Below are 20,781 nucleotides of genomic sequence, written 5' to 3' on the forward strand. Positions count from 1 at the left end.
AAGGGATAAGAGCGGCTTTAGCCGATCGTTCCCATTTGCTGAAGTCACTTCCTTTCTGCCTCTGCGAACCCGACTAGGCAGGGTGTGAGAGGATGCGGGAGCTCTAAAGTAAAAAAGCCCCCTCTTGTAAAGGAGACTTTCTGCTGTTGATTAATCGGTATAAATATCTTGTCCCTTATTGAGGAAGCCGTAGCCGACCCCCATTACGACACCCCCACCGACAAAGTTACCAATCCAGGCAACTAGCCATTGCAGGAGCACATGGCTCAGGGTAAAGCCTTCAATTGCAGAAGGCAGGGTGAAGGCTGCCAGGGAATAGGTGACGAAGTTAGCAATCACGTGTTCAAAGCCGTAGAAGGCAAAGATAAAGATAATCCCTAAAATATAAGGAATCTTGGCGCTGTTATCTTTCATGAACATGATGCCGATAACGGTAATATTAACTAACATATTGGCTACAATCCCATCCAGGAAGACGAGGCCATAAGACTTATCAATCTTACCTTGGACGGCCGAAATTAAATAATGGCTGGCATCGATATCATTAAAACCTAAAGTCTGACTCAGTACCCAAGCAATGGCCGCACATCCGATTAAATTAAATAAGGTACATAGGGCTAAGACCTTAGCAGCATCCGCTGGCTTCACCACTTTGCGGTACAAGCCATTGGCGAAGTACATCATATTAGAAGTCGTTAACTCCCCGTTCAGGAAGATAATCATCACCAAACACCATGGGAAAAGCAAGGCATAGGAAAGCGCCCCAAGTCAGGATGGACCGCGCTAATCTGTTCCGCCGTCATAAAGGCGACTCCACAACCAATTCCCAAATAAATACCAGCAAAAATAGCCCGGAGACCATATTGCCAAACTGATGTATTTGCCAGGGCGACTTTCTTATTAATCGCCGCGGTAATCTTATCGTTCATTAAATCTAACTCCTCCATTATGATTTTTCTCTTTTTTTGAAGCAAAGTAAAGACCAGCATGACGCTGGCAAGCAGGGTTGAAAGCCGCCCGACAATGGGAACAGCGGCCTAAAGCCTCATAAGTGGCCTGGTCGAAAGTCGCCCGGCAAGCACCACAGAGCAAACTATCAGCCTGGTCACTTCGAATAGGCGTGAAGGCATGGTTAGCCAAGGCGTCGTGGCAGCGGTAGCAGGCATAGTAGGCCCTACAAGTTGAGCAATATAAGGCCAGAATATCCTCTGGCAAATGGTAGTGCTGGCAGCGCCCCTGACCATCCAGGCCAAGGCCCCGGATCTGGCTTCTTTCTTCCATTCCCTAGCCCTCTTCTATTATGACACAAAAAAAGCGCTAAGCAAGTTAATCCCACTTAGCGCTCCCATTAATCACTATTGATTATAATGATGATGGATCAACTTTGATACCAGGACCCATAGTAGATGTTACAGCAAGGTTCTTCACATAAGTCCCTTTAGCTGCAGCAGGTTTTTCGCGTAGGATAGTTTCATGGATAGCACGGAAGTTTTCAATTAAGTCTTCAGTGTTGAATGAAACTTTACCAATTAAAGCGTGAACGTTACCTGCACTATCTGCACGGTATTCGATTTGACCTGATTTGATGTCGCTAACAGCTTTGGCAACATCTTGTGTTACGGTACCTGTTTTAGGGTTAGGCATTAAACCTTTAGGCCCTAAGACACGACCCAAGCGGCCGATCTTACCCATCATGTCTGGTGTTGCAACAACAACGTCGAAGTCTAACCAGCCATCGTTGATTTTTTCGATGTATTCATCGTCACCAACATAGTCTGCACCGGCTTCTTCCGCGATACGGGCATTTTCACCTTGGGCAAAGACTAAAACGGTTTGTGTTTGACCAGTACCCTTAGGCAATACCATTGCCCCACGGATTTGTTGGTCGTTCTTCTTAGTGTCGATACCTAAACGGTAAGCCACTTCGATTGAACCGTCAAATTTGGTGTAGTCAACTTCTTTTAATAATTCAATTGCTTCTTCAGCAGTGTATTTTTTGTTCTTGTCAACTTTTTCATAAGCTGCGATTTGATTTTTTGATTTTTTAGCCATTATCTTTCCTCCTATGTGGTTTTAACGGATATTCCTCCCACGCACAACACCTAGATGTTGTGGCGTTTGATTATTGATTCTGTTCGTCCAGCGGGTCGACTAGTCTTCGACAGTGATCCCCATTGAACGTGCAGTACCCTCAACCATACGCATAGCAGCTTCAACATCAGCAGCATTTAAGTCTGGTGTCTTGGTTTCTGCAATTTCACGTACTTGATCGCGAGTGACACTTGCTACTTTATTCTTGTTAGGTTCACCAGAACCTTTTTCCACGCCAGCGGCTTTCTTAAGTAAGACAGCTGCAGGTGGGGTCTTAGTAATAAAGTCAAATGAGCGATCTTCGTAAACAGTGATCACAACAGGGATAACATAGCCTGCTTGATCGGCAGTACGTGCATTGAACTCTTTACAGAAGCCCATGATATTAATACCAGCTTGCCCTAAAGCAGGACCTACTGGAGGAGCTGGACTTGCTTGACCAGCTTCAATTTGTAATTTAACAACAGTTTCTACATTCTTAGCCACGAAACATTCCTCCTTGTTCTGTTCGCGAGTGGTTTAATGGAGTTGTAGTTAGATTTCTCCTCCCACTTATTGTGTTTGCACACAATACCATATTAAACCATAGTTCGATTCAAAAAGCAAGGGCAAATTTAATTTTATTGTTCAACGAGTCCTGCTCCCTCTTCTTTAGCTAGCTGCTCGCCTTGGTCGGCCGGCCCCGCTTGAACAGCTCCAGCCCCTTCATCACTTGCTAGAGCCAGTGCAGCTTGGCCCTGCTCAGCTGAGGGCGCTGGAGCTGGTTTAGCTTCCTGACCTGCTTTTGCTTTTTGAGCACCCGCGTCTTGGTCGCCCGCTCTCTGGTCAGCCTCTGGGGCTTGCTTATTTGTGGGATCCTTTTGACTTGTAGCTTGACTGGCCTGGCGCTGGCTGAGGACAGCTTCCACCGCCGCCACTTGGTCAGCCGTTAATTCCGAAGCCTTCTTAGGACGGCCGGATGCTGGATTGTATGGGGTCATATAGACATTTTGTCCCTGGATAGAGAAGATATAGCCCTTACCGAAGCGCGATTGGACATCTTCTGCCTGGAATTGGTAGCCAGCCAGTGGGTCTGCTTCATGCCCCTCATCACTAGTCGACGCTTCAGTTTCCTGACCTTTTTCTTCAGCTGTTTCTTTTACTTTAAGTCCTTGTTCTTTCATCCAAGCTTCTACCTGGCGAAGTTCGTCTTGTTCCAATTCCCCGAATTCAAAGACATGGAAGTGGTCGCCGTGCTTAGCGATTACACTATCCTTGGTCACTTCTGTAATGGAGGCTGGTGAGAAGGTATAGCCATCATCTGTGGTGTAGGGTTTACCGTCGAGTCCCTTGCCAAAAGCTTGGTAGTCTTGGCCATTGAAACGGACGGTCTTTTCCTGGTCTGCTTTCGCTGCGGCTTGTTGACCTTCCACATCCGCACCCCAGCCATCTTTTTCAGCCGGACGGTATTCGGGATGGGCGATCAGGAAGCGAACCGTCTTAATGGCTAGGTCGACCTTGTCTTGGTCATTGTCAAACCAGACATTCAAGAAGGACCGGTCGGCATAATGGTAGTGGTCGTGGTGAGGAATACGGAAACGGCCGGGCTCAATTTCCTTATCGGCATACTGGAGGTTACCCTTGAATTCGCTGAGCGGCAGGCACCAGTCAGGTAATTTCTTGCCCCGCACTTGAGCTTGGTCCTGCTTACCTGGCACCTTGTTTCCTGTATCTTCCTCGCTTTCTTTTTTGGCTGGGTCATCCTTGGCTGGCTTATCTTGATCGCCTGCTTGGCCGTTCTGCTTGTCTGGCTTCTCGCTCGCCTTCTTAGTCGGCTCCTGCTTTGCCTTGTCGTCTTGACCGGATCGACCTGATTCGAGGTAGCGGTCAGCCGCTAGCTGTTCGAGTTCAGAGAGCTGGTCAGCTGGAATAATATGGTAGTGGTCACCATGGGGCATCACGTAACCAAAAGCATTCTTTTTAGTCACTTTAGCCGGATCAAAGACCAGACCGTCTGCTTCCACATGGCGCTGGCTCTGAGGCAGGGCATATAATCGATCCAGAAGTTGGTCAAGCTTCAGATCCCCCAATTTTTGAGCAGGCGCTTGAACTTTAGGCTCTTCTTTTTTCTGGCTCGGCTTGCTTTGAGCTTTCTTAGCTGGGGCCTGGGGCTTCCTTTGGGGGCGGGGCGTCGCGCTCTGCTGAGGACGTTTAGCTGGACTGGCTGGCTTCGACTGGCCTTGGCTCTCCCAATAGCGCTTAGCCGCAGCTAATTCTTTAGCGGATAAGTCGGCCTTGGGAATGGCGTGGAAGTGATCGCCGTGAGGAACGACATAGACATCGCCCTCGTCGGCAATAATATCGCTCACCTTAAAGACATAGCCGTCATCAGTGGTGTAGGCTTGGTCAGCTGGCTTCGAACTTGGTGTTACTTTCTTAGTCACTAGGCGTTGCCCAGGCGCCTTGTCTTTCTTAGCCTTCTTTGCTCCTGCTTGGTAGGTGAAGTCAGGCTGGTTGAGATAGGCGTCTGCTGCCCGGCGCTCCAAGTCAGAGAGCTGGTTGGCCGGAATAATATGGTAGTGGTCACCGTGGGGCATGACATAACCAAAAGCATTCTTCTTGGTCACCTTGGCGGGATCAAAGACCAAACCGTCTGCTTCCACATGACGCTGGCTCTGAGGCTGGGCATAAAGCTGGTCGAGCATGCTTTGTAAGTCCCCTTGATGGCCAGACTGACCTGAAGCCGCTGGTCTCTGCTGGGTCTGTTTAATTTCTTGGACTTGGACTGGACCAGCCCCATTAAAGCCTGGAGCGTGGGAAGTGGTCGCCCCACGACCGCCTGCTGATCCAGCTGACCAATAGGCGGCTGCAGCTGCCCGCTCAGCCGGCGAAAGGTCGGACTTGGGCACATAGTGGAAGTGGTCGCCATGAGCACAGATATAAGCATCACCCGTGTCGCTCACAATCGATCCCACAGTAAAGACATAACCATCATCAGTCGTATAGCGTCCTTGGGCCTTGGCCTGAGCCACCGCTTGCTTGACGGACTGGCTCATCGGCTCTGCTCCATCCTTTTCTTTAACATTATGGAGCTTCTTCTGTTCAGCAATCTCTTCCTTGGTCCGAACATTGACGGCCTTCTTAGGATCCTTGAGGTAGAGGTAATACTTGCCATCTACCTTGATAATGTAGCCATCCTTGACCTCATTAACAATATCTTTTTTATCCAATCGATAGTTCGGATCTTTCATGACTAAGTCTTCGCTGATGATGGCATCGAAGGGGACCTTGCCATTGTAGTAATGGTAGTGGTCACCGTGGGAGGTCACATAGCCATCATCAGTAATTTTGACAACAATTTGTTCAGCATCGATCCCTTCTTCTGCCGACACCTGGTCCGGGGTCTTCGCCTTATGGTCTCCTGTCTTGGCAGCGTGACCATCGACATAGGCAATGTTGGAATCCTTAGCTTCGGTCTGGTTACCCTGGCTATAGCCCCAATAATAGGCGCCCCCTAGGAGGAGGGCAGAGGTTGTAGCGCCGAGGATAACTTGTTTAAGTGTTCGTTTCTCCATTCATAATCTCCTTATTCTAATTCTTCTAAGAGGGTCTTCAGGTCAGCCTCTAAGTTCTCCAAAAAAGTTAAATTATTCTCTGGGTCAGCTTCCAAGGGGCGCAGGGTCTTAATCTCAGCGCCCGTCTCTTCTGCCAAGACCTGGGCCAACTTGGGTGAAGCCTTCTCTTCCGTAAAAATCGTCCCCACCTGGTAGCGGTCGATGAATTCCTTAATTTCCGACAATTGTTGGGGGCTCGGCTCCGCATCGGGTGAGATCCCCGCAATCCCTAACTGCTTGAGCCCAAAGCGCTGGGCCAAATAAGAAAAAGCCGTGTGCTGGGTAACAAAAGTCTTCTGCTCAGCTGCCTTAAACTTCGGCTGGTATGCCTTGACCAGGGCTTCTGCCTCGGCCTGGAACTTATCCGCATTGGCCTGGTAGGTCGCCTGATTGGCTGGATCCCTCTCAGATAGTGCCTTGGCAATGTTTTGGGCTTCCTGGCCCGCAAGAATGGGATCGAGCCAAGAGTGGGGATCGTAGAGCTTGGCCTCATCCATACCATCAGCTGTCGGCATATCTTCTAAACCGGTCACCTTCTGTAAGTCCAAACCGTCTGAAGCCTCCACCACATCCTTCCCCTGGATATTCTTAGCCCAGCCCTCCAAAGTTGACGAATGGTAAATAAAAAGATCCGATTCTTCAATGGCTGCCAGGTCACTGGCTGACGGTTCAAAAGAATGGATGCCTGCCCCAGACTGGATCATGCGGACATCATTGAGGTCGCCACTCACTTCCTTGGTCAAGGCATAGTTTGGGTAAAAACTTGTCACGACTCGCATGCCCTGGCCTGACTCTGCATCTGTCGCCTTCTGACAGCCACTGAGGGCCAAGAAGACGAGAGTCACGAGGCCGACCAGTAAAGCGGCCCCTTTTCCTTTTCGAAACATTGAATAAATCCTCCTTTAAATCGTAACGATTACGATATAAAATATACCGGGAAGAATCTGACTTGTCAAGACAAATCGTAAATATTACGATTTAATTTTTAAAAGAAAAAGCAGCCATTAACTTTTTTCGCTAATAGCTGCTTTATCCTTCGAAGTTCCAACCTGCATCAGTCCTGGTGCTTGTCATCTGCTTCGTAATATTCATGGTTATAGGCGTCCCCCAGATAGTCTCCATCTTGTTGGTCGCCTTTTTGACTATATTTAACTTGGAATAATTTCTTCTTATCGAGATTGGCTTCATCACGCCGGCGCTTGCTAGGATCTTGATTGTAGATATGGATATTATGGATGAGTTTAATAATCGGACGCATGACGAAGGAGAAGCCCCCAATTAAGAAAAGCGTATTTCCATAAATCGCCGGCGCTCCGAAAAAATTACAGATGCTCCCAATGAAATACAAGCTCCCGGTAAAAATATCATTGAGTAGTGAAATGATTGTATAGACATTCTGGAAGTAAAGACGAAATGGACCTAGCTTGACAACAATGTCCTCTTCAGTCTGTGGCTCCATCTCATAAGATTTCCGCTCCATTTGGGCCACGATAGCACCTCCTTTTTCTCTTCTTTATAGCATTTCCCCTCGCCAAAAGCAAAGAAAGGCCCTCTGAACAGAGAAAGTGGAAAAAACACTTCAATGCTGCCCTTTGAAACAGCTTTTTAAAAAATCGCCATTTAAAAAGAGGCTGGACCTTTTGTCTCAGCCTCGGTGACCAATAAGTTAAATAATTACTGTTGTGAGCAGTAGTGGAGCTTTGAAAGTGTTCCTTAGCCATGAACAAGCAAGCGAAGCGAATTATGGATCGTAGGCGGAAAGCCGTACGAGCCGAAACCTGCTCCAAAAGTCAACCCTGACTCCACTTCACAAAATCTAGCCGAGCCTTTAGCAAGGCTCTTCTAGATTTTGCTCCAGTGGTTCAGGGTTGACCGACTTTTGTCACACTCTAATTCTTTGAAGGCTCGCTAGGCGAGAGACCTTGGCTCGAGCCGGTGCCATGGCTCTTTAAGGAACAATTTCAAAAGCGGAATAGATGCTCACCAGCACCATTTAATTTAACATTATTTACAATTTATCCACTTGGTCGAAGTCAACTTCTGCTACCGTTTCGCGGCCGAACATTTCAACCACAACCTTGAGCTTCTCTTGGTCTTCTGCAATCGATTCAATCCGACCTTCCAAACCATCGAAAGCCCCATCGATCACACGGACCATTTCGCCCACTTCAAAGTGGATGTCCCGCTTAACTACTTCACCTTGGGAGCGGAGCAGGCGGTGAACTTCATCATCCAAAAGGGGAGTTGGTTTAGACCCTTGGCCGTGGGAACCTAGGAAGCCCGTCACATTCGGCGTATTCCGGACCACGAACCAAGCCTCATCGGACATGATCATTTCCACGAAGACATAGCCTGGGAAGATCTTATCCTTAACGACCTTTTGTTTGCCCGTCTTGGTCTCTTCCACGTGCTCAGTTTCTGGCACTACAGCGCGGAAGATATAGTCTTCCATCCCCATGGAGGTAATCCGCATCTCCAAGTCTTCCCTAACCTTGTTCTCATAGCCTGAATAGGTATGGAGGACATACCATTGCTTGGCACTTTCAACTGTTTCTACCATTATTTCGCGCTCCTTTTTCTAAATTTTACCTGAATAAAAAACCTCCCCCTAGGAGAAGGTTTTTTGACGAAATTTTCCACGCCTTTATTGTAGCATAGCTAAGGCACCAATTCAAAAGAATTTGACAGGCTGGACAGATAGACCTGGATCTGGAAGCGGGGTCCCCATTGTCCTGCTGGTCCACGCTCGATCTTAATATAAGAAGACCGACTGGGACTGGGCTGTACCGGGAGGAGCTGGATAGTCTGGCAGGCATAAAAGATCAAAGCCAACGCTAACACCCCCAAGATAACTGGTCGAATGCCTTTCTTCATGACAGCTGCCCCCTTAGTTTGTCGTCGTGACATCAATGGCCGAGTAATCCACCTTAAGCTGGACTTCCTGGTCGCCCTTGCCCAACTTATAGAGGATGGCCCCTTGTTGGCCTGCTGGAAGATAGTGCATCTCACCAGCATTTAGACTGAGCCCTAATTGCCCCTCCAAGACAGCGAAAGCGAGGTCCGTCCGGTCAAAATCGAAGTCCCCATCAATATATCCCGCTTGTACTTGCATGGGATAGGAATGGTCGCCCTTCAAGTCGACTTCGGCATGGTCCGCTTCCAGGGCTAAATGCTCGAGGCTAGCCTGGCTATCTAAGTCAAGATAGGCTGCCTTCAGGTCCAACTTAGTCTGGTCAAAGTCCGGCCCATAAAGGGTAATCTCCAGCGGGTAGTTGCGGTCCTTAGTAGGGGATTGGATGGTCAACTGACCCTCTTCGTAGTTAACCTTAGCCGCATCGGCACCTGGCAGGTCTTGGACTTGGACCCGGTAGTCTTCTGCCGGCTGGATATGGACACTAGCTTCCGATTGGCTCTCTACAGCCAAGCTTTTGACGCCTTCTTTTAAGTCCTCATCATAGATGGTTTGGCGATTGTCGGTCAGCTCTTCCTGGTAGAAGCGGTTGAGCTCAGCTGCCACATGGTCATAATCACTGATAAAGAAAGACAGCGTGCCAATCACTAAGGCGATAAGACCCGTTAAAGCAATCCCCATAGAATTCTCTTCTTCATTAGTAAGCACCTCTCTTACGGCGCCATTGGAAGGCATACCAGGCGTTCATTAGCCCCCGAATACACCAACGAATGGCTGCATACAAGGAATAAATCAACAGTAAGGTCAGACAGATTAAGAAGATAGCCAGACAGAGCTTGGTCACAAGGCTCAGGTCGTTAACTAAGCCAATATTGACGACTCCATTGTTGAAGAGGTCCGGGCGAAAGACACTGACTAGGACCGAAGCGCCAAGGACAGCGGCTGTCAAGATAATCGCTAACCAGATACTGACCACACTCACAAGCAGAGAGAACACAACGGAGAGAAAGGCTAGGATAAAGGGGAGGGCGGCGAGGAACAAGACAAGTTTCCAGAACCAGTGTAGCTTTCGCGGCCGTTTCTCTTCATTAAGGGCCAAGGCCCCTTCCTCATCGATAAAGACCCGCTCATTATCCAGGTAGTCAACAGCAATCTCCCGGGGTGAACCCAGTTCTTGGCTGATTTCTTCTTCTGACTTCCCCTGGGCCAGGCCCATCTCATAGTGTTCCAAATAATCTTGTCGGATGTCAGCAATCACCGAATCCGGCAGCCGCCTCAAGTAATAGGCCAACAGGTCCAAAAATTCTTCTTGTCTCATTCTGACTCCCCTCCTAAAAAGGCACTGACCTTAGCTGCAAAGGTCTCCCACTCCAAGCGCTGGGCTTGGAGGGCCTGGGCACCTTCAGCCGTCAATTCATAATACTTCCGAGCGGGTCCCGACTCCGATTCCTGCATGTAGGTGGTCAGGAGCCCCTCCTTCTTCAAACGTCGGAGCAAGGGATAGACTGTTCCTTCACTCATCTGGATATGCTTGGAGATCTCCTGGACCAATTCATAACCATAACAATCTCGCTGGGCCAGCTGGTGGAGAACCATCATCTCCAAAACCCCCTTCTTTAACTGACTATTCATCTCCACACCTCACTATCTTGTATTACACACTAGCTTCAAATAAAGTATAGCACGCTAGCTTGTAATGCACAATAGATAAGAAGAGAAAACTTTAAAGCAGTTCTGTGTTATTTAGAATTTCATGACTTTATCGCTTTTCAGCAATCTCTCAACAGCTTCCTGGTCTTCTAATGAGAAGGTCAATTCATCGCGACGGAATTTATGGCTAAAGACTAGCACTAAGGAATCCTCTTTCCTTGTCAGTCGATAGTTCAGCACTTCTGCATAAGACTGTTCTTTTGCTGTGAGCCCAGCAAAGCCACCAAGTTTAACTCGGTGGTAATAAGCATGGTCACCCAAGCCGGTCGTTTGCGGTGCCAGGAAGAAGATAAGTCCAAGTCCAAGAAATAGGCCCAAGTGACTAAGAGCTTGACTGATCGATAGGCCAAAAACCAAAAAGCAAAGGCTAATTATATAGTAAGTCAGCTTTACAGGTCGACTACATTTTTCTTTGATTCTAATCCGCTTGATGGTCCTAAACTGATGGTATAGGACCAAAACTTCCAATAAATAAAATGTTAATAGTCCATAAATGCTCATCAGAACTTTCACCTCTATCCGAAAATCATTTCATCAAAATACGCTTAAGATATAATGGCTAACTACTATCAATTGAAGACCTTTTACTCATATGTTAAGATAAATGTGTAATTCACAGCACTATATAAAAATTAGTTAGGAGTAATATTACTTTTTAAACGTTTAGTATGGATCTAGAATCTTAAACTTTCGCATGCACTTATAAGTGTATCGTCAACTTGGAAGGGATAATTATGAAAAAGAAACAAATTTCTAGAACCATGGGAATTGTTATGCCAATGATTTTATTAGTTACTTTAGGCTTTAAAGACACGCTAGGTGTTTTAGGTTCAACGCTTTTAGGTGGATTTTTAGGTTTTATTTCACATAAAGCTTGGGCAAAAGATATCCAAGAAGCTAAAGAACAAGCAAGGAACAATTCTGATAAGATTTAAAATAATTTCATTAAGTACACAAAGAATTTTGTTAGCTTCGAACGCTTAAGAGGAGGCTGGGACAAAAGCTCCGGCCCCTTTTAAAAATAACGAACTTTTTTGGCAAAAATCTGTTCCAAAAGTCAATCCTGACATCCACTTCACGAACTATGCCCAAACGTTTGCCAACGATTTCCCATAGTTCGCGGACGGTTGCTATAGCTGTTCGACGCGCAGCGAGTTATAGATATAGTATGCGTTAGCTGGTGCAGGGCTGATCGACTTTTGTAACACTCTCTTTAGGCCTTTTACTTTGAGTAATTGAACTAAACAGACAACACTCATCTGCTAGAGCTAAAAATGAACTTTACCTAACATTTAAAATTTAACTACTCATCTTTTCGTTTATCTATTCGTCTAAAAATTAAACGAAGTAAAAAAAATAAAAATACTAAAAATAAACCAAAAAATTCTAAGTATTTATTGTTAGGTAGAAATAAAATTAAGCTAATGTATATAATTATAGCAAGCCAAAAATAAATATTTAAATATCTATCTCTTTTTTTATTTTTCATGTTAGATCCCCCTTTGTGAGATAGCATACCATAGCTAAATTTGTGAACTAAGGAATATACCCACGATCGGTCTTTTAAACTTTCTTACATATAAGATATGCTACATAGATCTTCAAAAAATTCTAAATCTATTTATCTGAATTATTCTTCAGCAGATGCATATTTTAAACAGAATTAGCTCGAAAGTGAGTCTGTTGACTTACCTTCGAGCTAATTTTAGTACTTTTTATTTGGGACTAACATATTCTCTGACTCTGTGCTCCAGAGGTCTATTTCTCCCGCTAGCCTTCACACCCTTTCTAGTTGGGTTCGCAGTTGCAATCTTGAAGTGACTTCACCCAATCGGAACGATCGGCTAAAGCCGCTCTTTTCCGTTTGGGCTCCAGTCATTCAAGACTGAACGCAACTGCTCACACCCTTATTACAATTGAATGAACCAACCGAAGAGCATGGTGACTAGTTCATCGACAACGCCGAGGTAGATGGCGGCGATGAGGATGGTGATTAAGACGATTCCTGTGTCGCGCATGAGTTGCTTGCCGGATGGCCATTCAACCATACGCATTTCATGAAAGACTCCTTTGATAAAACTCATCTTCTGCTTCCTCTCTTATCCTATTTGGTCTGTTGGTGCAAAGTATGGCCCTTGCAGTGGCGGCAGAATTTTTTGACTTCGAGTCGTTCTGTCCGGTTGGCTGGATTGCTCTTCACTGTATAGTTACGGGAGCCACACTTTGAGCATGCGAGTATAATTTTTTTAGTTGCCATACTGCTGCCCCATTTCTATCTAATTTCATATACTTGGTTATAGTAACGATTTTTGGAGCTTTTGTCAAACTTGATTAGTCAATGGTCACGCTTATTTTCCTTAATTAGCTGGACCAATTTAGACTTGGCTCGGTAGAAGGCAGTACGGCTAGACTTCGTCCCGATACCTAGCTCCTTGCCGATAGTTTGCCAGTCCAAGCCTTCTAGGTAAGCGGCTAGGACAGCCCGCTCCATGGGGGACAAGGCACTCTCAAAACAATCGAGATAATAATGAAAGGCATAGGCAGCCTGGGGATCATGGTCGACATGGGCATAGGCGGCCAGTTGGTCTTCCAGTTGAGCGACGGGACAGTTAATGGACACCGAGGGATCGGGCATCCGCCGCTTCTCTGTTTGGTAGTGGCGGTAGATATTACAAATTAAATAGCGCAGGCAGTTGGCATAGAAGGTGTAGAAACTCGCTTGTCCTGCCTCGCCCGCCTGGTAGCGGTTGACGCATTCAAAGAGCTGGTGCCCAGCCTCCTGGAGAAAGTCATCATAGTCCATATAGCCCCGCACCTTGGGATAAAAGTGACCCATCAAAGGGCGGTAGTGCCAGTAGAGTTCACTGAAGGCTTCCTCTTGTCCCTGGCTAGCAGCTTGGCAAAGTTTATGGTCAGTAGTGGCACGGTTCTTCCAAGTAGTCATGGTATCCTCCCTAGTTTTAGGCAGGATTACTTATCAGAAGAAGTTATTTAGAGAGATCCTCTAGAAGAGACTTCAAGTCACGCATCTGCTGGTAGGACCAGGGCACCATCCGCTGGTAGGCATTGGGATCATAGTTCTCATCCCCCTGGCTAATGTCGAGCTGGGTCTTCTGGATGTCGCGCCAGAGCTCATTAGCCGACTTGCGCAGGGCTCCCTTCTGGAAGACCATGCGCTGTTCCGCTAAGTCACTGGTGGCAACGGTCACATTGCGCAAGACACCCACCATCTCGTCCATCATGGCTTCAATGTAAGCATCCGCAGTCTCCTTCTCAGCGGTATAGACCACATGAAGCTTGTACTGGTCATAGGTCTGGGAGAGGCCGGGGACGAACATGGCGTCGAAGATAACCCAGGTCTCATAGTTATGGTAGGCGGCATAGTTAGACAGGAGTTCCAGTAAGAGGTCCCGGGCCTCCTCGATCTGGTCTTGGTCCTTGAGCCGCTTGAGTGGAGGCCAGGAGCCAATCATATTATAGCCATCGACAATTAATCGGTTTCGCTTCATACTGACCTCCTCTATCAGCTTAAAAACGTTTGGCGTAGACTTGGTACATTAAGAGGGCAGCAGCCACGCTAGCATTCAGGCTCTGGACATGACCGCGCATGGGGATGGTAAGAGTTCCATCCAAGTGTTTCTTGAGGCCAGGCGAAATGCCCTTGCCTTCGTTACCAATCACCAGGGCTAGAGGCAGGGTCGCATCCATCTGCCAGTAGTTCTGCCCCTTCATGTCGGTCCCGAAGACCCAGACGCCCGCCTCCTTCAATTGGCGGACACACTGGGAAAGATTGGTCACCCGGGCGACAGGCACGTGTTCAATGGCGCCGGTCGAGGTCTTAGCCACCGTCTGGGTCAAGCCCACTGCCCGGCGCTCAGGAATAATCAGGCCGTGGCAGCCAACTGCATCCGCTGTCCGCAAGATCGAGCCCAAATTGTGGGGGTCTTCAATCCCATCTAAGATTAAGAAGAAAGGATCTTCTTCCCGGTCGCGGGCCCGCTGGAAGAGCTCTTCCAAGCTGGCATATTGGTAGGCGGCTACTGCCACTACTAGGCCTTGGTGGTTGCCCCCATCACTCAGCTGGTCTAGCTTGGCCTTGGGCACCTCTTGGAAGGTCACGCCTTCCTTCTTACAGGCGCGGACAATCTGCTGGCGGCGTTTGTCTTGGAGGCCCTTTTGGATAAAGACCTTGTTGACATCCCGGTCCGAATGTTCCAAGACCTCCATACCGCTGTGAAAGCCGATGACAAAGTCTTGGTCGGAACTCTTACTTTCTTTCATGGTCAATTCGCTCCTCTATAATGGCCAGGCACTCCTGGCTCAAGTCTTCAAAACGTCCTTGGGGCTGGATCAAGTACAAGTAACCCATCAAGGCTTCAAAGCCCGTGGCCACCCGGTAGTCCTGCTTGCTGGCATTCTTGGCCGAAGTATGGGGGGAGGCATTCCTCCCCCGCTTATAAATGCGGACCTCTTCCTCCGTCAAGCGGTCCTCTTCAAGCAAGACCTCCATGGCCTGGGCTTGGCCGCGCGCACTCACATAGGCGGTAGCCTCTCGGTGGAGGGCCTTAGGCCGGGTGAGTCCGCGCTCCAATAAGGTCTGACGAACACAAATTTCCCAAGCAGCATCCCCCATATAGGCCAGGGGCAGGCCGCTCAATTGTTTAATATCTTGGTCCTTCATCTACTCACTTCTTCTCCAACGGGTACCTTGGGGGGTGTCATCCAAGATAATCCCTTCCGCCTTCAATTGGTCGCGGATAGCGTCACTGCGGGCATAATCCTTGTTGGCCCGAGCCTGGTCGCGTTCCTCAATCAAAGCTTGAATGTCATCATCCAAGAGTTCTTTATCTTCAGTAAAGGTCACTCCAAAAATTCCTAAAAGCTCAAGGTAGAGGTCGCGGTAAGCTTGGAGAACTACTTTAGAGACTTGGTCTTCCTCTAAGTAAAGGTTAATCTCCCGCATCAATTGGTAAATCACGGTCAAGCCATTAGGGGCGTTGATGTCATCGTCCATGGCTTGGATAAAGTCCGCCTGGAACTGGTCGCGCTTGGCTAGCTGGCTAGAATCATCGGCTAGCTGGTCAACCGCATCTTTAAGACGGTAATTGATATTCTGATAAGCAATCCGGAGACGTTCTAAATTCTTCCGTGCATCGTCAAGACTTGACTCGCTGAATTTAAGGGGACTGCGGTAGTGGGCGCTGGATAGGAAGAAGCGGATAACTTGCGGATCGACTTCTTGAATTAAATCATGCGCCAAGACGAAGTTCCCTAGGGATTTACTCATCTTCTCACCATCATCACCAATCGTCACAAAGCCATTGTGCATCCAATAGTGGGCAAAAGGCTGGCCAGTCTTGGCTTCCGACTGGGCAATCTCATTCTCGTGGTGGGGGAAGATCAAATCATGGCCCCCACCGTGGATATCAATGGTATCAGCCAAATACTTGGTCGCCATAACCGAGCATTCGATATGCCAGCCGGGACGGCCTTGACCCCAAGGCGATTCCCAGGAAGGTTCGCCTGGCTTAGCCGCCTTCCACAGGGCAAAGTCCACACTGTCTTCCTTCTTGGCCTGAGAGTCGATCCCTACCCGTTCACTGGCCCCCTCGCGCAAGTCATCGATGGATTGGTCGGACAGGCAGCCATAGTGGTCGAAACGGCGGGCCCGGTAGTAGACATCACCTTCCAGTTCATAGGCATAGCCCTTGGCAATCAGGTCTTCCACGAAGGCAATGATATCGTCCATGGTCTCTACCACCCGGGTATTGCGGGTCGCCCGCATGACATTGAGGGCATCGGTGTCGGCATAATAAGCTTCAATATACTTATCCGCCACCTCTTTAGAGCTAATGCCTTCTTCATTGGCTCGATTGATGATCTTATCGTCAACATCGGTAAAGTTGGATACAAAGTTAACCTCATAGCCGCGGTATAAGAAATAGCGACGAATCGTATCAAAGGCAACAACACTGCGGGCATTGCCGATGTGGATATAGTTATAGACAGTGGGTCCACAGACATACATGGAAATTTTGCCGTCTTCAATGGCTTTAAATGCTTCTTTTTGATTGGTTAAGGTGTTGTAAATCTTCAACATGCACTTACCACCCTTCTCTGGATTACAAGTAGTATTCAATGTTCTTAACTTCTATTCTATCATCTTTATGACAAGTTCAAAAGCAAACATCTTACTTCTTGTAAGAAAGGCTACAATAAGTCTGGCTTGCGGATCATCAAGCTAGCACGCCTCCGAGAGCTCATTGCGCCTTCAGTATAAGAAATCTCTTTCTTGTCTTCAAATGCTCTTTGGCAGACCTTGTAAAGATTGCTCAGTTTATCGCCCATACAGGCCATGCCAAAGCGTCGGATCTGGCATGGTCTTTGAAATAAAATCCATTATAAGCAGTTTGCCCCTTCTTTTATTGATATGTAAATCTTTTCATCACAAAAAGCGATAAGAAAAACCAACTCGCTCGCTTCTTGCACTTTTAAAAGAAATAGGTCTTAAAAGTCCGCTAAAAAGACAAAAAACAGGCAAAAACGCCCGGCTTAGCTGGCAAGCCTTCACCTAAGATTTACAAATCGAAAGCTTGAAAATTAAAAACATCCCCTCTCACCCCTCCCCTTCAGAAAAAAACTGTGATAGACTAAGCTTGAACCCATCAAACAAAGAAAAATTAGGAGTTAAAGATATGAAGAATCAATTGAAATTAGGGCTCTGCCTCCTCTCCCTTCTCAGCCTGGTCGCTTGCAATAAGGTGAGCCGCGAAGAAGAGCCAGCAGCTAGCCAAGAGAGCCAAGAAGTCAAATCAGGCCAAACCCAACCCATCGTCGAAGACAATGCCGATGGGGCTTCAAGCCCCGAAGCAAACCCTGAAACATCTTCTAGTCAAACAGAAAGAACCAATCAAGAAGAGACCAGCCAAGAAGTCCCTATCGATAGCCAGAAGCCAACGATAAACAATTAAGGGTGTAAAGGCTAGCGGGAGAAATAGACCTCTGGAGCCAAAAGCCAGAGAAGGCTGGAAGCCTTCGACGGATTTTGGTGAAGAGGAGCTATTTCTGCTAGCCTGAACCCGACTATACAAGGGTGTAAAGGCTAGCGGGAGAAATAGACCTCTGGAGCCAAAAGCCAGAGAAGGCTGAAGGCCTTCGACGGATTTTGGTGAAGAGGAGCTATTTCTGCTAGCCTGAACCCGACTATACAAGGGTGTGAAGGCTAGCGGGAGAAATAGACCTCTGGAGCCAAAAGCCAGAGAAGGCTGAAGGCCTTCGACGGATTTTGGTGAAGAGGAGCTATTTCTGCTAGCCTGAACCCGACTATACAAGGGTGTGAAGGCTAGCGGGAGGAATAGACCTCTGGAGCCAAAAGCCAGAGAAGGCTGAAGGCCTTCGACGGATTTTGGTGAAGAAGACCTATTTCTGCTAGCCTGAACCCAACTACAAGGGTGTGAGAGGATGCGGTAGAAAGGGACCTCTGGAGTAAAAGACTAGAGAAGCTCAGAGAGCTTCGACAGACTTTTGCGAAGAGGAGCCCTTTCTGCATCCTCGAACCCAACTAGAGTGTGAAAGCCACTTCTTCTCATCACCAAACCCTGCTAATCATCTTATTAACCGTTTTAATCTCTAAGCATTTAAACTTTAACCACAAAAATCCAGCTGCCGGTCCGCTTGCAGCTGGATTTTTTGAATAGATAATGATTCTTCTATTCTCGAGGGAGCGAGGGCAAGTCATCCCTCTCTAAAGGCCCTTCCTGACCACGGCTTGCCCCTGTCCGGTAGTCAATAGCAACTTGGGGCTGCCGGTTGGGCACGAAGACATTGAATTTAATCCCCGCTCCATTATCTTCAATGGAGAAAGCTTCCATATAGACCCCCGACGCTAGCATGTTCTCACCTTCAAAGACCGGGGTCACCCGGTAGCGGACATGGTTGCCTGTTTCTTCAATATAATTGGCCACATAGTTCTCGAAGGGGAGCATGCCTTCCACATTGAAGTAGCGGGTCCCCGTCATGAGGTTGCGGATATTGGCATTCTCCCCCGTCAATTGGTAGCCAATTAGGTGGCTGCGGTTGTAGAGCCAACCTCCGTCCACAGTAGGATACTTGGCCTGCTTCCAACCCGTGGGCCGGATGGAAGAAATATCGCCCCGGTCCTCGTCTGGCATGAGTTCTTGACCAAGGACGGCATTGGCCGCCGTTACGCGACCGTAAGTATCCAATTGCCCGTAGTCCTCATAGGCCTGGGTGGAGGAGATATCTGCGTTGCTGAAGTGGGGGATATTGCTGTTGATAGCCACATAGGCCTGGTCTGCCGGGACCTGGGGCACCACGCCCCCTGCTTCCGGCTCCGGATCATTAGGCGCTGGTGGTGCTGTCCGATCCTTGCCAGGCAGGTTACCACTTTCTTCCCCTGTTTGGGCAGGCAGTTCGGGATAGCGGAGCCGGTCATCCCCCGACCGGGAGGCGGAAGACGTCTGGTTAGTGCGCTCTGCCTGGTCCGAGCGCTGGGCTTGAGAAGAGGAACTTTGGGGCGAATCGCTGGGCAAGTTCTGGGGCGCTGGACTAGCCGACACCACCAAGAGGATTACTGTCGACACCACCGCCAGGATAACCGCCAAATTCCGCCAGCGCTTGTTTCGCCTAATATTCAAGGCCGAGAAGATTGCGCTCAGCACTGCAAAAGTCGCTAGGGCCGCTTTGAGGTCATTGGTCGCGATTAGGCCCAAAACCCCATTGAGCGCTGTGAAGGCCGTAATCCGCCGCTTGGTCAGGCTCCGCTGCCAGTAGTAGAACATGAAGCCTAAGCTCAGTAATAATATCAAAGAAAAAATAACTTGCATTCCGCTACCCCCATCCGAAAAAAAAGTCTGCCTCTATTCTAGCAAAAAAGAAGCGAACTTGCATTCGCTTTTTTATTAAGCTTTCACTTGTTTTAGGTCAGCCTAATTGTCAACTGGACCTGTCTTTGTTAGAATAAGATTTGTAATCTAGCTTAATAAAGGAGCGATTCGAATGATTAACCAAGAATTGAGACAAGTTTTTAAAGAAAAATATGAAAAAGACCCGACTAACCGGGCCAGCCAGCATGCCATTCACCAGGTCGGCATCCAAGAAGCCAGCCTGAATGCGGATATCCGCCGCCATCATCCCTTCGCCTTCTCCGAAGAAACCAAACGGGGAAAAATCACTGACCAAAAATCGAGCGGCCGCTGCTGGATGTTCTCTGCCCTCAACACGGCCCGGGTCCATGTGATGGAGAAACTCAACCTAGAAAGCTTCGAATTCTCACAAAACTATACCCTCTTCTGGGACAAGCTGGAGAAAGCCAATTACTTCCTCAACAGCATCATTGAAACTGCCGACCGCGAGCTCAATGACCGACTGATCTGGCACCTCCTCCAAGCTCCCCAAGAAGACGGCGGCCAATGGGAAATGTTCGCCGGTATCCTCAATAAATATGGGAGCGTTCCTAAAGAAATCATGCCGGAAAGCTTCCATTCTTCTAACACACGCCTCCTTAACGAAACACTTAACAATAAGCTCCGGGAATTCGCCTATGAGCTCCGCCAAGCTGCTCAAGCTGGCCAAAGCCAAGACGACCTAGCCAAGAAGCGGGACGAACAACTCTACTTCGTCTACCAATTGCTGGTCAAGGCATTGGGTCCCGTGCCTGAAGTCTTCGACTACAGCTACCGCGACAAGGACGGCAACTACCACAAGCTCCAAGGGCTCACACCACAAGATTTCTTCCAACAATATGGCGGCATCGAGACCGAAGACATGGTCAGCCTCATCAATGCCCCAACCCAAGACAAACCCTATGGCAAGACCTTCACCGTCGACTATCTAGGCACCATCGCCGAAGAAAAACCGATCAAATACCTCAATGCGCCGATCGATGTGCTCAAGGAAGCAGCCATTGCAGCCATCAAGGATGGAGTCCCTGTCTGGTTTGGTTGCGATGTGGGCAAGTCCAGCTACAGCAAGTGGGGAATCATGGACACCGAGCTCTTCGACTATGAAGCCACTCTCGGTGACAGCCTAAATCTCAGCAAAGAAGCCCGCCTCGACTACGGGGTCAGCGTTCTCACCCATGCCATGGTATTGGTTGGCGTGGACCTAGATGCAGACGGCCAAGCCCTCAACTGGAAGGTTGAAAATAGCTGGGGCAAGAAAGTCGGCGACGACGGCATCTTCAGCATGTCCGACAAGTGGTTCGATGAATACAACTATCAAATCACCCTCCCTAGCCGCTACCTGCCAAGCGACTGGCAAGGTAAGTATGACCAAGAGCCGATCCACCTCGCCCCATGGGATCCAATGGGCTCACTGGCTAAGCACCAATAGAAACTATTGCTTTCTATTTTTTGGGTGCTAGTCGCCACAAAAGATAATCGCTTTAAAAGCCTCCCCTCGAGCCGAATTGGTCCGAGGGGAGGCTTATTTGATTTTTTAACAAATCGTGTTGGT

General features: G+C 48.2%; 26 protein-coding genes. 3 read left to right on the forward strand and 23 right to left on the reverse strand.

Annotated features, from left to right (window positions below; genetic code table 11):
• Nucleotides 1-150 precede the first annotated feature (150 nt).
• The 14 genes from QP860_RS06215 to QP860_RS06280 all read right to left on the reverse strand — a co-directional run bounded on the left by QP860_RS06215 (nucleotide 151) and on the right by QP860_RS06280 (nucleotide 10,806).
• A complete protein-coding gene (locus tag QP860_RS06215; RefSeq protein WP_284912397.1) occupies nucleotides 151-723 on the reverse strand; it encodes a formate/nitrite transporter family protein in 573 nt (190 codons plus the stop codon).
• Nucleotides 723-929: a hypothetical protein gene (locus QP860_RS06220; protein ID WP_284912398.1), complete on the reverse strand. Its 207-nt coding sequence runs from the start codon at nucleotides 927-929 to the stop codon at nucleotides 723-725. Before QP860_RS06220 ends, QP860_RS06215 begins: the two co-directional genes overlap by 1 nt.
• Nucleotides 919-1,281, reverse strand: a complete 363-nt coding sequence (locus tag QP860_RS06225; RefSeq protein WP_070618446.1) for a CHY zinc finger protein — start codon at nucleotides 1,279-1,281, stop codon at nucleotides 919-921. Before QP860_RS06225 ends, QP860_RS06220 begins: the two co-directional genes overlap by 11 nt.
• A gap of 81 nt (nucleotides 1,282-1,362) precedes the next feature.
• Nucleotides 1,363-2,052, reverse strand: coding sequence for a 50S ribosomal protein L1 (rplA, locus tag QP860_RS06230; protein WP_070430600.1), 690 nt, complete (start codon nucleotides 2,050-2,052; stop codon nucleotides 1,363-1,365).
• A 99-nt stretch (nucleotides 2,053-2,151) separates the two neighbouring features.
• Nucleotides 2,152-2,577 carry a 50S ribosomal protein L11 gene (gene rplK / locus QP860_RS06235; protein WP_067974040.1) on the reverse strand — a complete coding sequence of 142 codons (426 nt, stop codon included), beginning with the start codon at nucleotides 2,575-2,577 and terminating at the stop codon, nucleotides 2,152-2,154.
• A 134-nt stretch (nucleotides 2,578-2,711) separates the two neighbouring features.
• Nucleotides 2,712-5,645: a pneumococcal-type histidine triad protein gene (locus tag QP860_RS06240; protein ID WP_070618443.1), complete on the reverse strand. Its 2,934-nt coding sequence runs from the start codon at nucleotides 5,643-5,645 to the stop codon at nucleotides 2,712-2,714.
• An 11-nt stretch (nucleotides 5,646-5,656) separates the two neighbouring features.
• Entirely contained in the window at nucleotides 5,657-6,571 is a 915-nt protein-coding gene (locus tag QP860_RS06245; RefSeq protein WP_284912399.1) for a metal ABC transporter solute-binding protein, Zn/Mn family, read from the reverse strand.
• A 167-nt stretch (nucleotides 6,572-6,738) separates the two neighbouring features.
• Complete coding sequence (locus QP860_RS06250) at nucleotides 6,739-7,164, reverse strand: YrhK family protein (RefSeq protein WP_246818929.1); 426 nt, start codon at nucleotides 7,162-7,164, stop codon at nucleotides 6,739-6,741.
• A 528-nt stretch (nucleotides 7,165-7,692) separates the two neighbouring features.
• The gene (gene nusG, locus QP860_RS06255; RefSeq protein ID WP_070618434.1) at nucleotides 7,693-8,244 is read right to left on the reverse strand and encodes a transcription termination/antitermination protein NusG; all 552 of its coding nucleotides are present in this window, start codon (nucleotides 8,242-8,244) and stop codon (nucleotides 7,693-7,695) included.
• 98 nt (nucleotides 8,245-8,342) lie between these two features.
• Nucleotides 8,343-8,558 carry a hypothetical protein gene (locus tag QP860_RS06260; protein ID WP_070618431.1) on the reverse strand — a complete coding sequence of 72 codons (216 nt, stop codon included), beginning with the start codon at nucleotides 8,556-8,558 and terminating at the stop codon, nucleotides 8,343-8,345.
• Nucleotides 8,559-8,571: 13 nt separating this feature from the next.
• Nucleotides 8,572-9,276 (reverse strand): hypothetical protein, encoded by a 705-nt coding sequence (locus QP860_RS06265; RefSeq protein ID WP_070618427.1) that lies wholly within the window; start codon nucleotides 9,274-9,276, stop codon nucleotides 8,572-8,574.
• Between the two features lie 16 nt (nucleotides 9,277-9,292).
• Nucleotides 9,293-9,913 carry a DUF1700 domain-containing protein gene (locus QP860_RS06270; protein WP_070618424.1) on the reverse strand — a complete coding sequence of 207 codons (621 nt, stop codon included), beginning with the start codon at nucleotides 9,911-9,913 and terminating at the stop codon, nucleotides 9,293-9,295.
• A complete protein-coding gene (locus QP860_RS06275) occupies nucleotides 9,910-10,227 on the reverse strand; it encodes a PadR family transcriptional regulator (RefSeq protein WP_070618422.1) in 318 nt (105 codons plus the stop codon). Before QP860_RS06275 ends, QP860_RS06270 begins: the two co-directional genes overlap by 4 nt.
• A gap of 111 nt (nucleotides 10,228-10,338) precedes the next feature.
• Nucleotides 10,339-10,806 carry a hypothetical protein gene (locus QP860_RS06280; protein ID WP_284912400.1) on the reverse strand — a complete coding sequence of 156 codons (468 nt, stop codon included), beginning with the start codon at nucleotides 10,804-10,806 and terminating at the stop codon, nucleotides 10,339-10,341.
• Between the two features lie 233 nt (nucleotides 10,807-11,039).
• Here QP860_RS06280 and QP860_RS06285 point away from each other — a divergent pair, with 233 nt between their 5' ends.
• Entirely contained in the window at nucleotides 11,040-11,240 is a 201-nt protein-coding gene (locus tag QP860_RS06285) for a hypothetical protein (protein WP_070618417.1), read from the forward strand.
• A 368-nt stretch (nucleotides 11,241-11,608) separates the two neighbouring features.
• On the opposite strand, the gene QP860_RS06290 is transcribed toward QP860_RS06285, so the two are convergent.
• From QP860_RS06290 to cysS, 8 genes are all read right to left on the reverse strand, one after another.
• The gene (locus QP860_RS06290; RefSeq protein WP_070618414.1) at nucleotides 11,609-11,794 is read right to left on the reverse strand and encodes a hypothetical protein; all 186 of its coding nucleotides are present in this window, start codon (nucleotides 11,792-11,794) and stop codon (nucleotides 11,609-11,611) included.
• A 421-nt stretch (nucleotides 11,795-12,215) separates the two neighbouring features.
• Nucleotides 12,216-12,389: a preprotein translocase subunit SecE gene (gene secE / locus QP860_RS06295; protein WP_067973991.1), complete on the reverse strand. Its 174-nt coding sequence runs from the start codon at nucleotides 12,387-12,389 to the stop codon at nucleotides 12,216-12,218.
• Nucleotides 12,390-12,409: 20 nt separating this feature from the next.
• Nucleotides 12,410-12,562, reverse strand: coding sequence for a 50S ribosomal protein L33 (rpmG, locus tag QP860_RS06300; RefSeq protein WP_083272431.1), 153 nt, complete (start codon nucleotides 12,560-12,562; stop codon nucleotides 12,410-12,412).
• A gap of 78 nt (nucleotides 12,563-12,640) precedes the next feature.
• The gene (locus tag QP860_RS06305; RefSeq protein ID WP_070618411.1) at nucleotides 12,641-13,249 is read right to left on the reverse strand and encodes an RNA polymerase sigma factor; all 609 of its coding nucleotides are present in this window, start codon (nucleotides 13,247-13,249) and stop codon (nucleotides 12,641-12,643) included.
• Between the two features lie 43 nt (nucleotides 13,250-13,292).
• Nucleotides 13,293-13,814 carry an NYN domain-containing protein gene (locus QP860_RS06310; RefSeq protein ID WP_070618408.1) on the reverse strand — a complete coding sequence of 174 codons (522 nt, stop codon included), beginning with the start codon at nucleotides 13,812-13,814 and terminating at the stop codon, nucleotides 13,293-13,295.
• 19 nt (nucleotides 13,815-13,833) lie between these two features.
• Nucleotides 13,834-14,586, reverse strand: a complete 753-nt coding sequence (rlmB, locus tag QP860_RS06315) for a 23S rRNA (guanosine(2251)-2'-O)-methyltransferase RlmB (RefSeq protein WP_070618405.1) — start codon at nucleotides 14,584-14,586, stop codon at nucleotides 13,834-13,836.
• Entirely contained in the window at nucleotides 14,573-14,986 is a 414-nt protein-coding gene (locus tag QP860_RS06320) for a Mini-ribonuclease 3 (protein WP_070618401.1), read from the reverse strand. The genes rlmB and QP860_RS06320 overlap by 14 nt, the downstream gene beginning before the upstream one ends.
• Entirely contained in the window at nucleotides 14,987-16,405 is a 1,419-nt protein-coding gene (cysS, locus tag QP860_RS06325) for a cysteine--tRNA ligase (protein WP_070618398.1), read from the reverse strand.
• A gap of 595 nt (nucleotides 16,406-17,000) precedes the next feature.
• On the opposite strand from cysS, the gene QP860_RS06330 reads away from it, so the two are divergent.
• Entirely contained in the window at nucleotides 17,001-17,276 is a 276-nt protein-coding gene (locus QP860_RS06330; protein ID WP_070618395.1) for a hypothetical protein, read from the forward strand.
• A 738-nt stretch (nucleotides 17,277-18,014) separates the two neighbouring features.
• Here the strand turns inward: QP860_RS06330 and QP860_RS06335 are convergent.
• Nucleotides 18,015-19,151, reverse strand: coding sequence for a DNA/RNA non-specific endonuclease (locus QP860_RS06335; protein WP_070619357.1), 1,137 nt, complete (start codon nucleotides 19,149-19,151; stop codon nucleotides 18,015-18,017).
• Between the two features lie 172 nt (nucleotides 19,152-19,323).
• On the opposite strand from QP860_RS06335, the gene QP860_RS06340 reads away from it, so the two are divergent.
• Nucleotides 19,324-20,658, forward strand: a complete 1,335-nt coding sequence (locus QP860_RS06340) for a C1 family peptidase (RefSeq protein ID WP_070619353.1) — start codon at nucleotides 19,324-19,326, stop codon at nucleotides 20,656-20,658.
• Nucleotides 20,659-20,781: the final 123 nt, after the last annotated feature.

Origin of the sequence: Aerococcus sp. UMB1112A, assembly GCF_030230715.1 — a bacterium.
Lineage (GTDB): Bacteria > Bacillota > Bacilli > Lactobacillales > Aerococcaceae > Aerococcus.

What these genes read in the sequence shown, in the direction of transcription:
- QP860_RS06275 (WP_070618422.1), bottom strand. Translation starts at nt 10,227, where the DNA reads ATGAATAGTCAGTTAAAGAAGGGGGTTTTGGAGATGATGGTTCTCCAC.
- QP860_RS06305 (WP_070618411.1), bottom strand. Translation starts at nt 13,249, where the DNA reads ATGACTACTTGGAAGAACCGTGCCACTACTGACCATAAACTTTGCCAA.
- QP860_RS06215 (WP_284912397.1), bottom strand. Translation starts at nt 723, where the DNA reads ATGATTATCTTCCTGAACGGGGAGTTAACGACTTCTAATATGATGTAC.
- QP860_RS06270 (WP_070618424.1), bottom strand. Translation starts at nt 9,913, where the DNA reads ATGAGACAAGAAGAATTTTTGGACCTGTTGGCCTATTACTTGAGGCGG.
- QP860_RS06225 (WP_070618446.1), bottom strand. Translation starts at nt 1,281, where the DNA reads ATGGAAGAAAGAAGCCAGATCCGGGGCCTTGGCCTGGATGGTCAGGGG.
- secE (WP_067973991.1), bottom strand. Translation starts at nt 12,389, where the DNA reads ATGAGTTTTATCAAAGGAGTCTTTCATGAAATGCGTATGGTTGAATGG.
- QP860_RS06245 (WP_284912399.1), bottom strand. Translation starts at nt 6,571, where the DNA reads ATGTTTCGAAAAGGAAAAGGGGCCGCTTTACTGGTCGGCCTCGTGACT.
- QP860_RS06260 (WP_070618431.1), bottom strand. Translation starts at nt 8,558, where the DNA reads ATGAAGAAAGGCATTCGACCAGTTATCTTGGGGGTGTTAGCGTTGGCT.
- QP860_RS06280 (WP_284912400.1), bottom strand. Translation starts at nt 10,806, where the DNA reads ATGAGCATTTATGGACTATTAACATTTTATTTATTGGAAGTTTTGGTC.
- rlmB (WP_070618405.1), bottom strand. Translation starts at nt 14,586, where the DNA reads ATGAAAGAAAGTAAGAGTTCCGACCAAGACTTTGTCATCGGCTTTCAC.
- QP860_RS06320 (WP_070618401.1), bottom strand. Translation starts at nt 14,986, where the DNA reads ATGAAGGACCAAGATATTAAACAATTGAGCGGCCTGCCCCTGGCCTAT.
- QP860_RS06220 (WP_284912398.1), bottom strand. Translation starts at nt 929, where the DNA reads ATGAACGATAAGATTACCGCGGCGATTAATAAGAAAGTCGCCCTGGCA.
- QP860_RS06335 (WP_070619357.1), bottom strand. Translation starts at nt 19,151, where the DNA reads ATGCAAGTTATTTTTTCTTTGATATTATTACTGAGCTTAGGCTTCATG.
- QP860_RS06310 (WP_070618408.1), bottom strand. Translation starts at nt 13,814, where the DNA reads ATGAAGCGAAACCGATTAATTGTCGATGGCTATAATATGATTGGCTCC.
- nusG (WP_070618434.1), bottom strand. Translation starts at nt 8,244, where the DNA reads ATGGTAGAAACAGTTGAAAGTGCCAAGCAATGGTATGTCCTCCATACC.
- cysS (WP_070618398.1), bottom strand. Translation starts at nt 16,405, where the DNA reads ATGTTGAAGATTTACAACACCTTAACCAATCAAAAAGAAGCATTTAAA.
- rplA (WP_070430600.1), bottom strand. Translation starts at nt 2,052, where the DNA reads ATGGCTAAAAAATCAAAAAATCAAATCGCAGCTTATGAAAAAGTTGAC.
- QP860_RS06330 (WP_070618395.1), top strand. Translation starts at nt 17,001, where the DNA reads ATGAAGAATCAATTGAAATTAGGGCTCTGCCTCCTCTCCCTTCTCAGC.
- QP860_RS06265 (WP_070618427.1), bottom strand. Translation starts at nt 9,276, where the DNA reads ATGGGGATTGCTTTAACGGGTCTTATCGCCTTAGTGATTGGCACGCTG.
- QP860_RS06285 (WP_070618417.1), top strand. Translation starts at nt 11,040, where the DNA reads ATGAAAAAGAAACAAATTTCTAGAACCATGGGAATTGTTATGCCAATG.
- QP860_RS06340 (WP_070619353.1), top strand. Translation starts at nt 19,324, where the DNA reads ATGATTAACCAAGAATTGAGACAAGTTTTTAAAGAAAAATATGAAAAA.
- rpmG (WP_083272431.1), bottom strand. Translation starts at nt 12,562, where the DNA reads ATGGCAACTAAAAAAATTATACTCGCATGCTCAAAGTGTGGCTCCCGT.
- QP860_RS06250 (WP_246818929.1), bottom strand. Translation starts at nt 7,164, where the DNA reads ATGGAGCGGAAATCTTATGAGATGGAGCCACAGACTGAAGAGGACATT.
- QP860_RS06240 (WP_070618443.1), bottom strand. Translation starts at nt 5,645, where the DNA reads ATGGAGAAACGAACACTTAAACAAGTTATCCTCGGCGCTACAACCTCT.
- QP860_RS06290 (WP_070618414.1), bottom strand. Translation starts at nt 11,794, where the DNA reads ATGAAAAATAAAAAAAGAGATAGATATTTAAATATTTATTTTTGGCTT.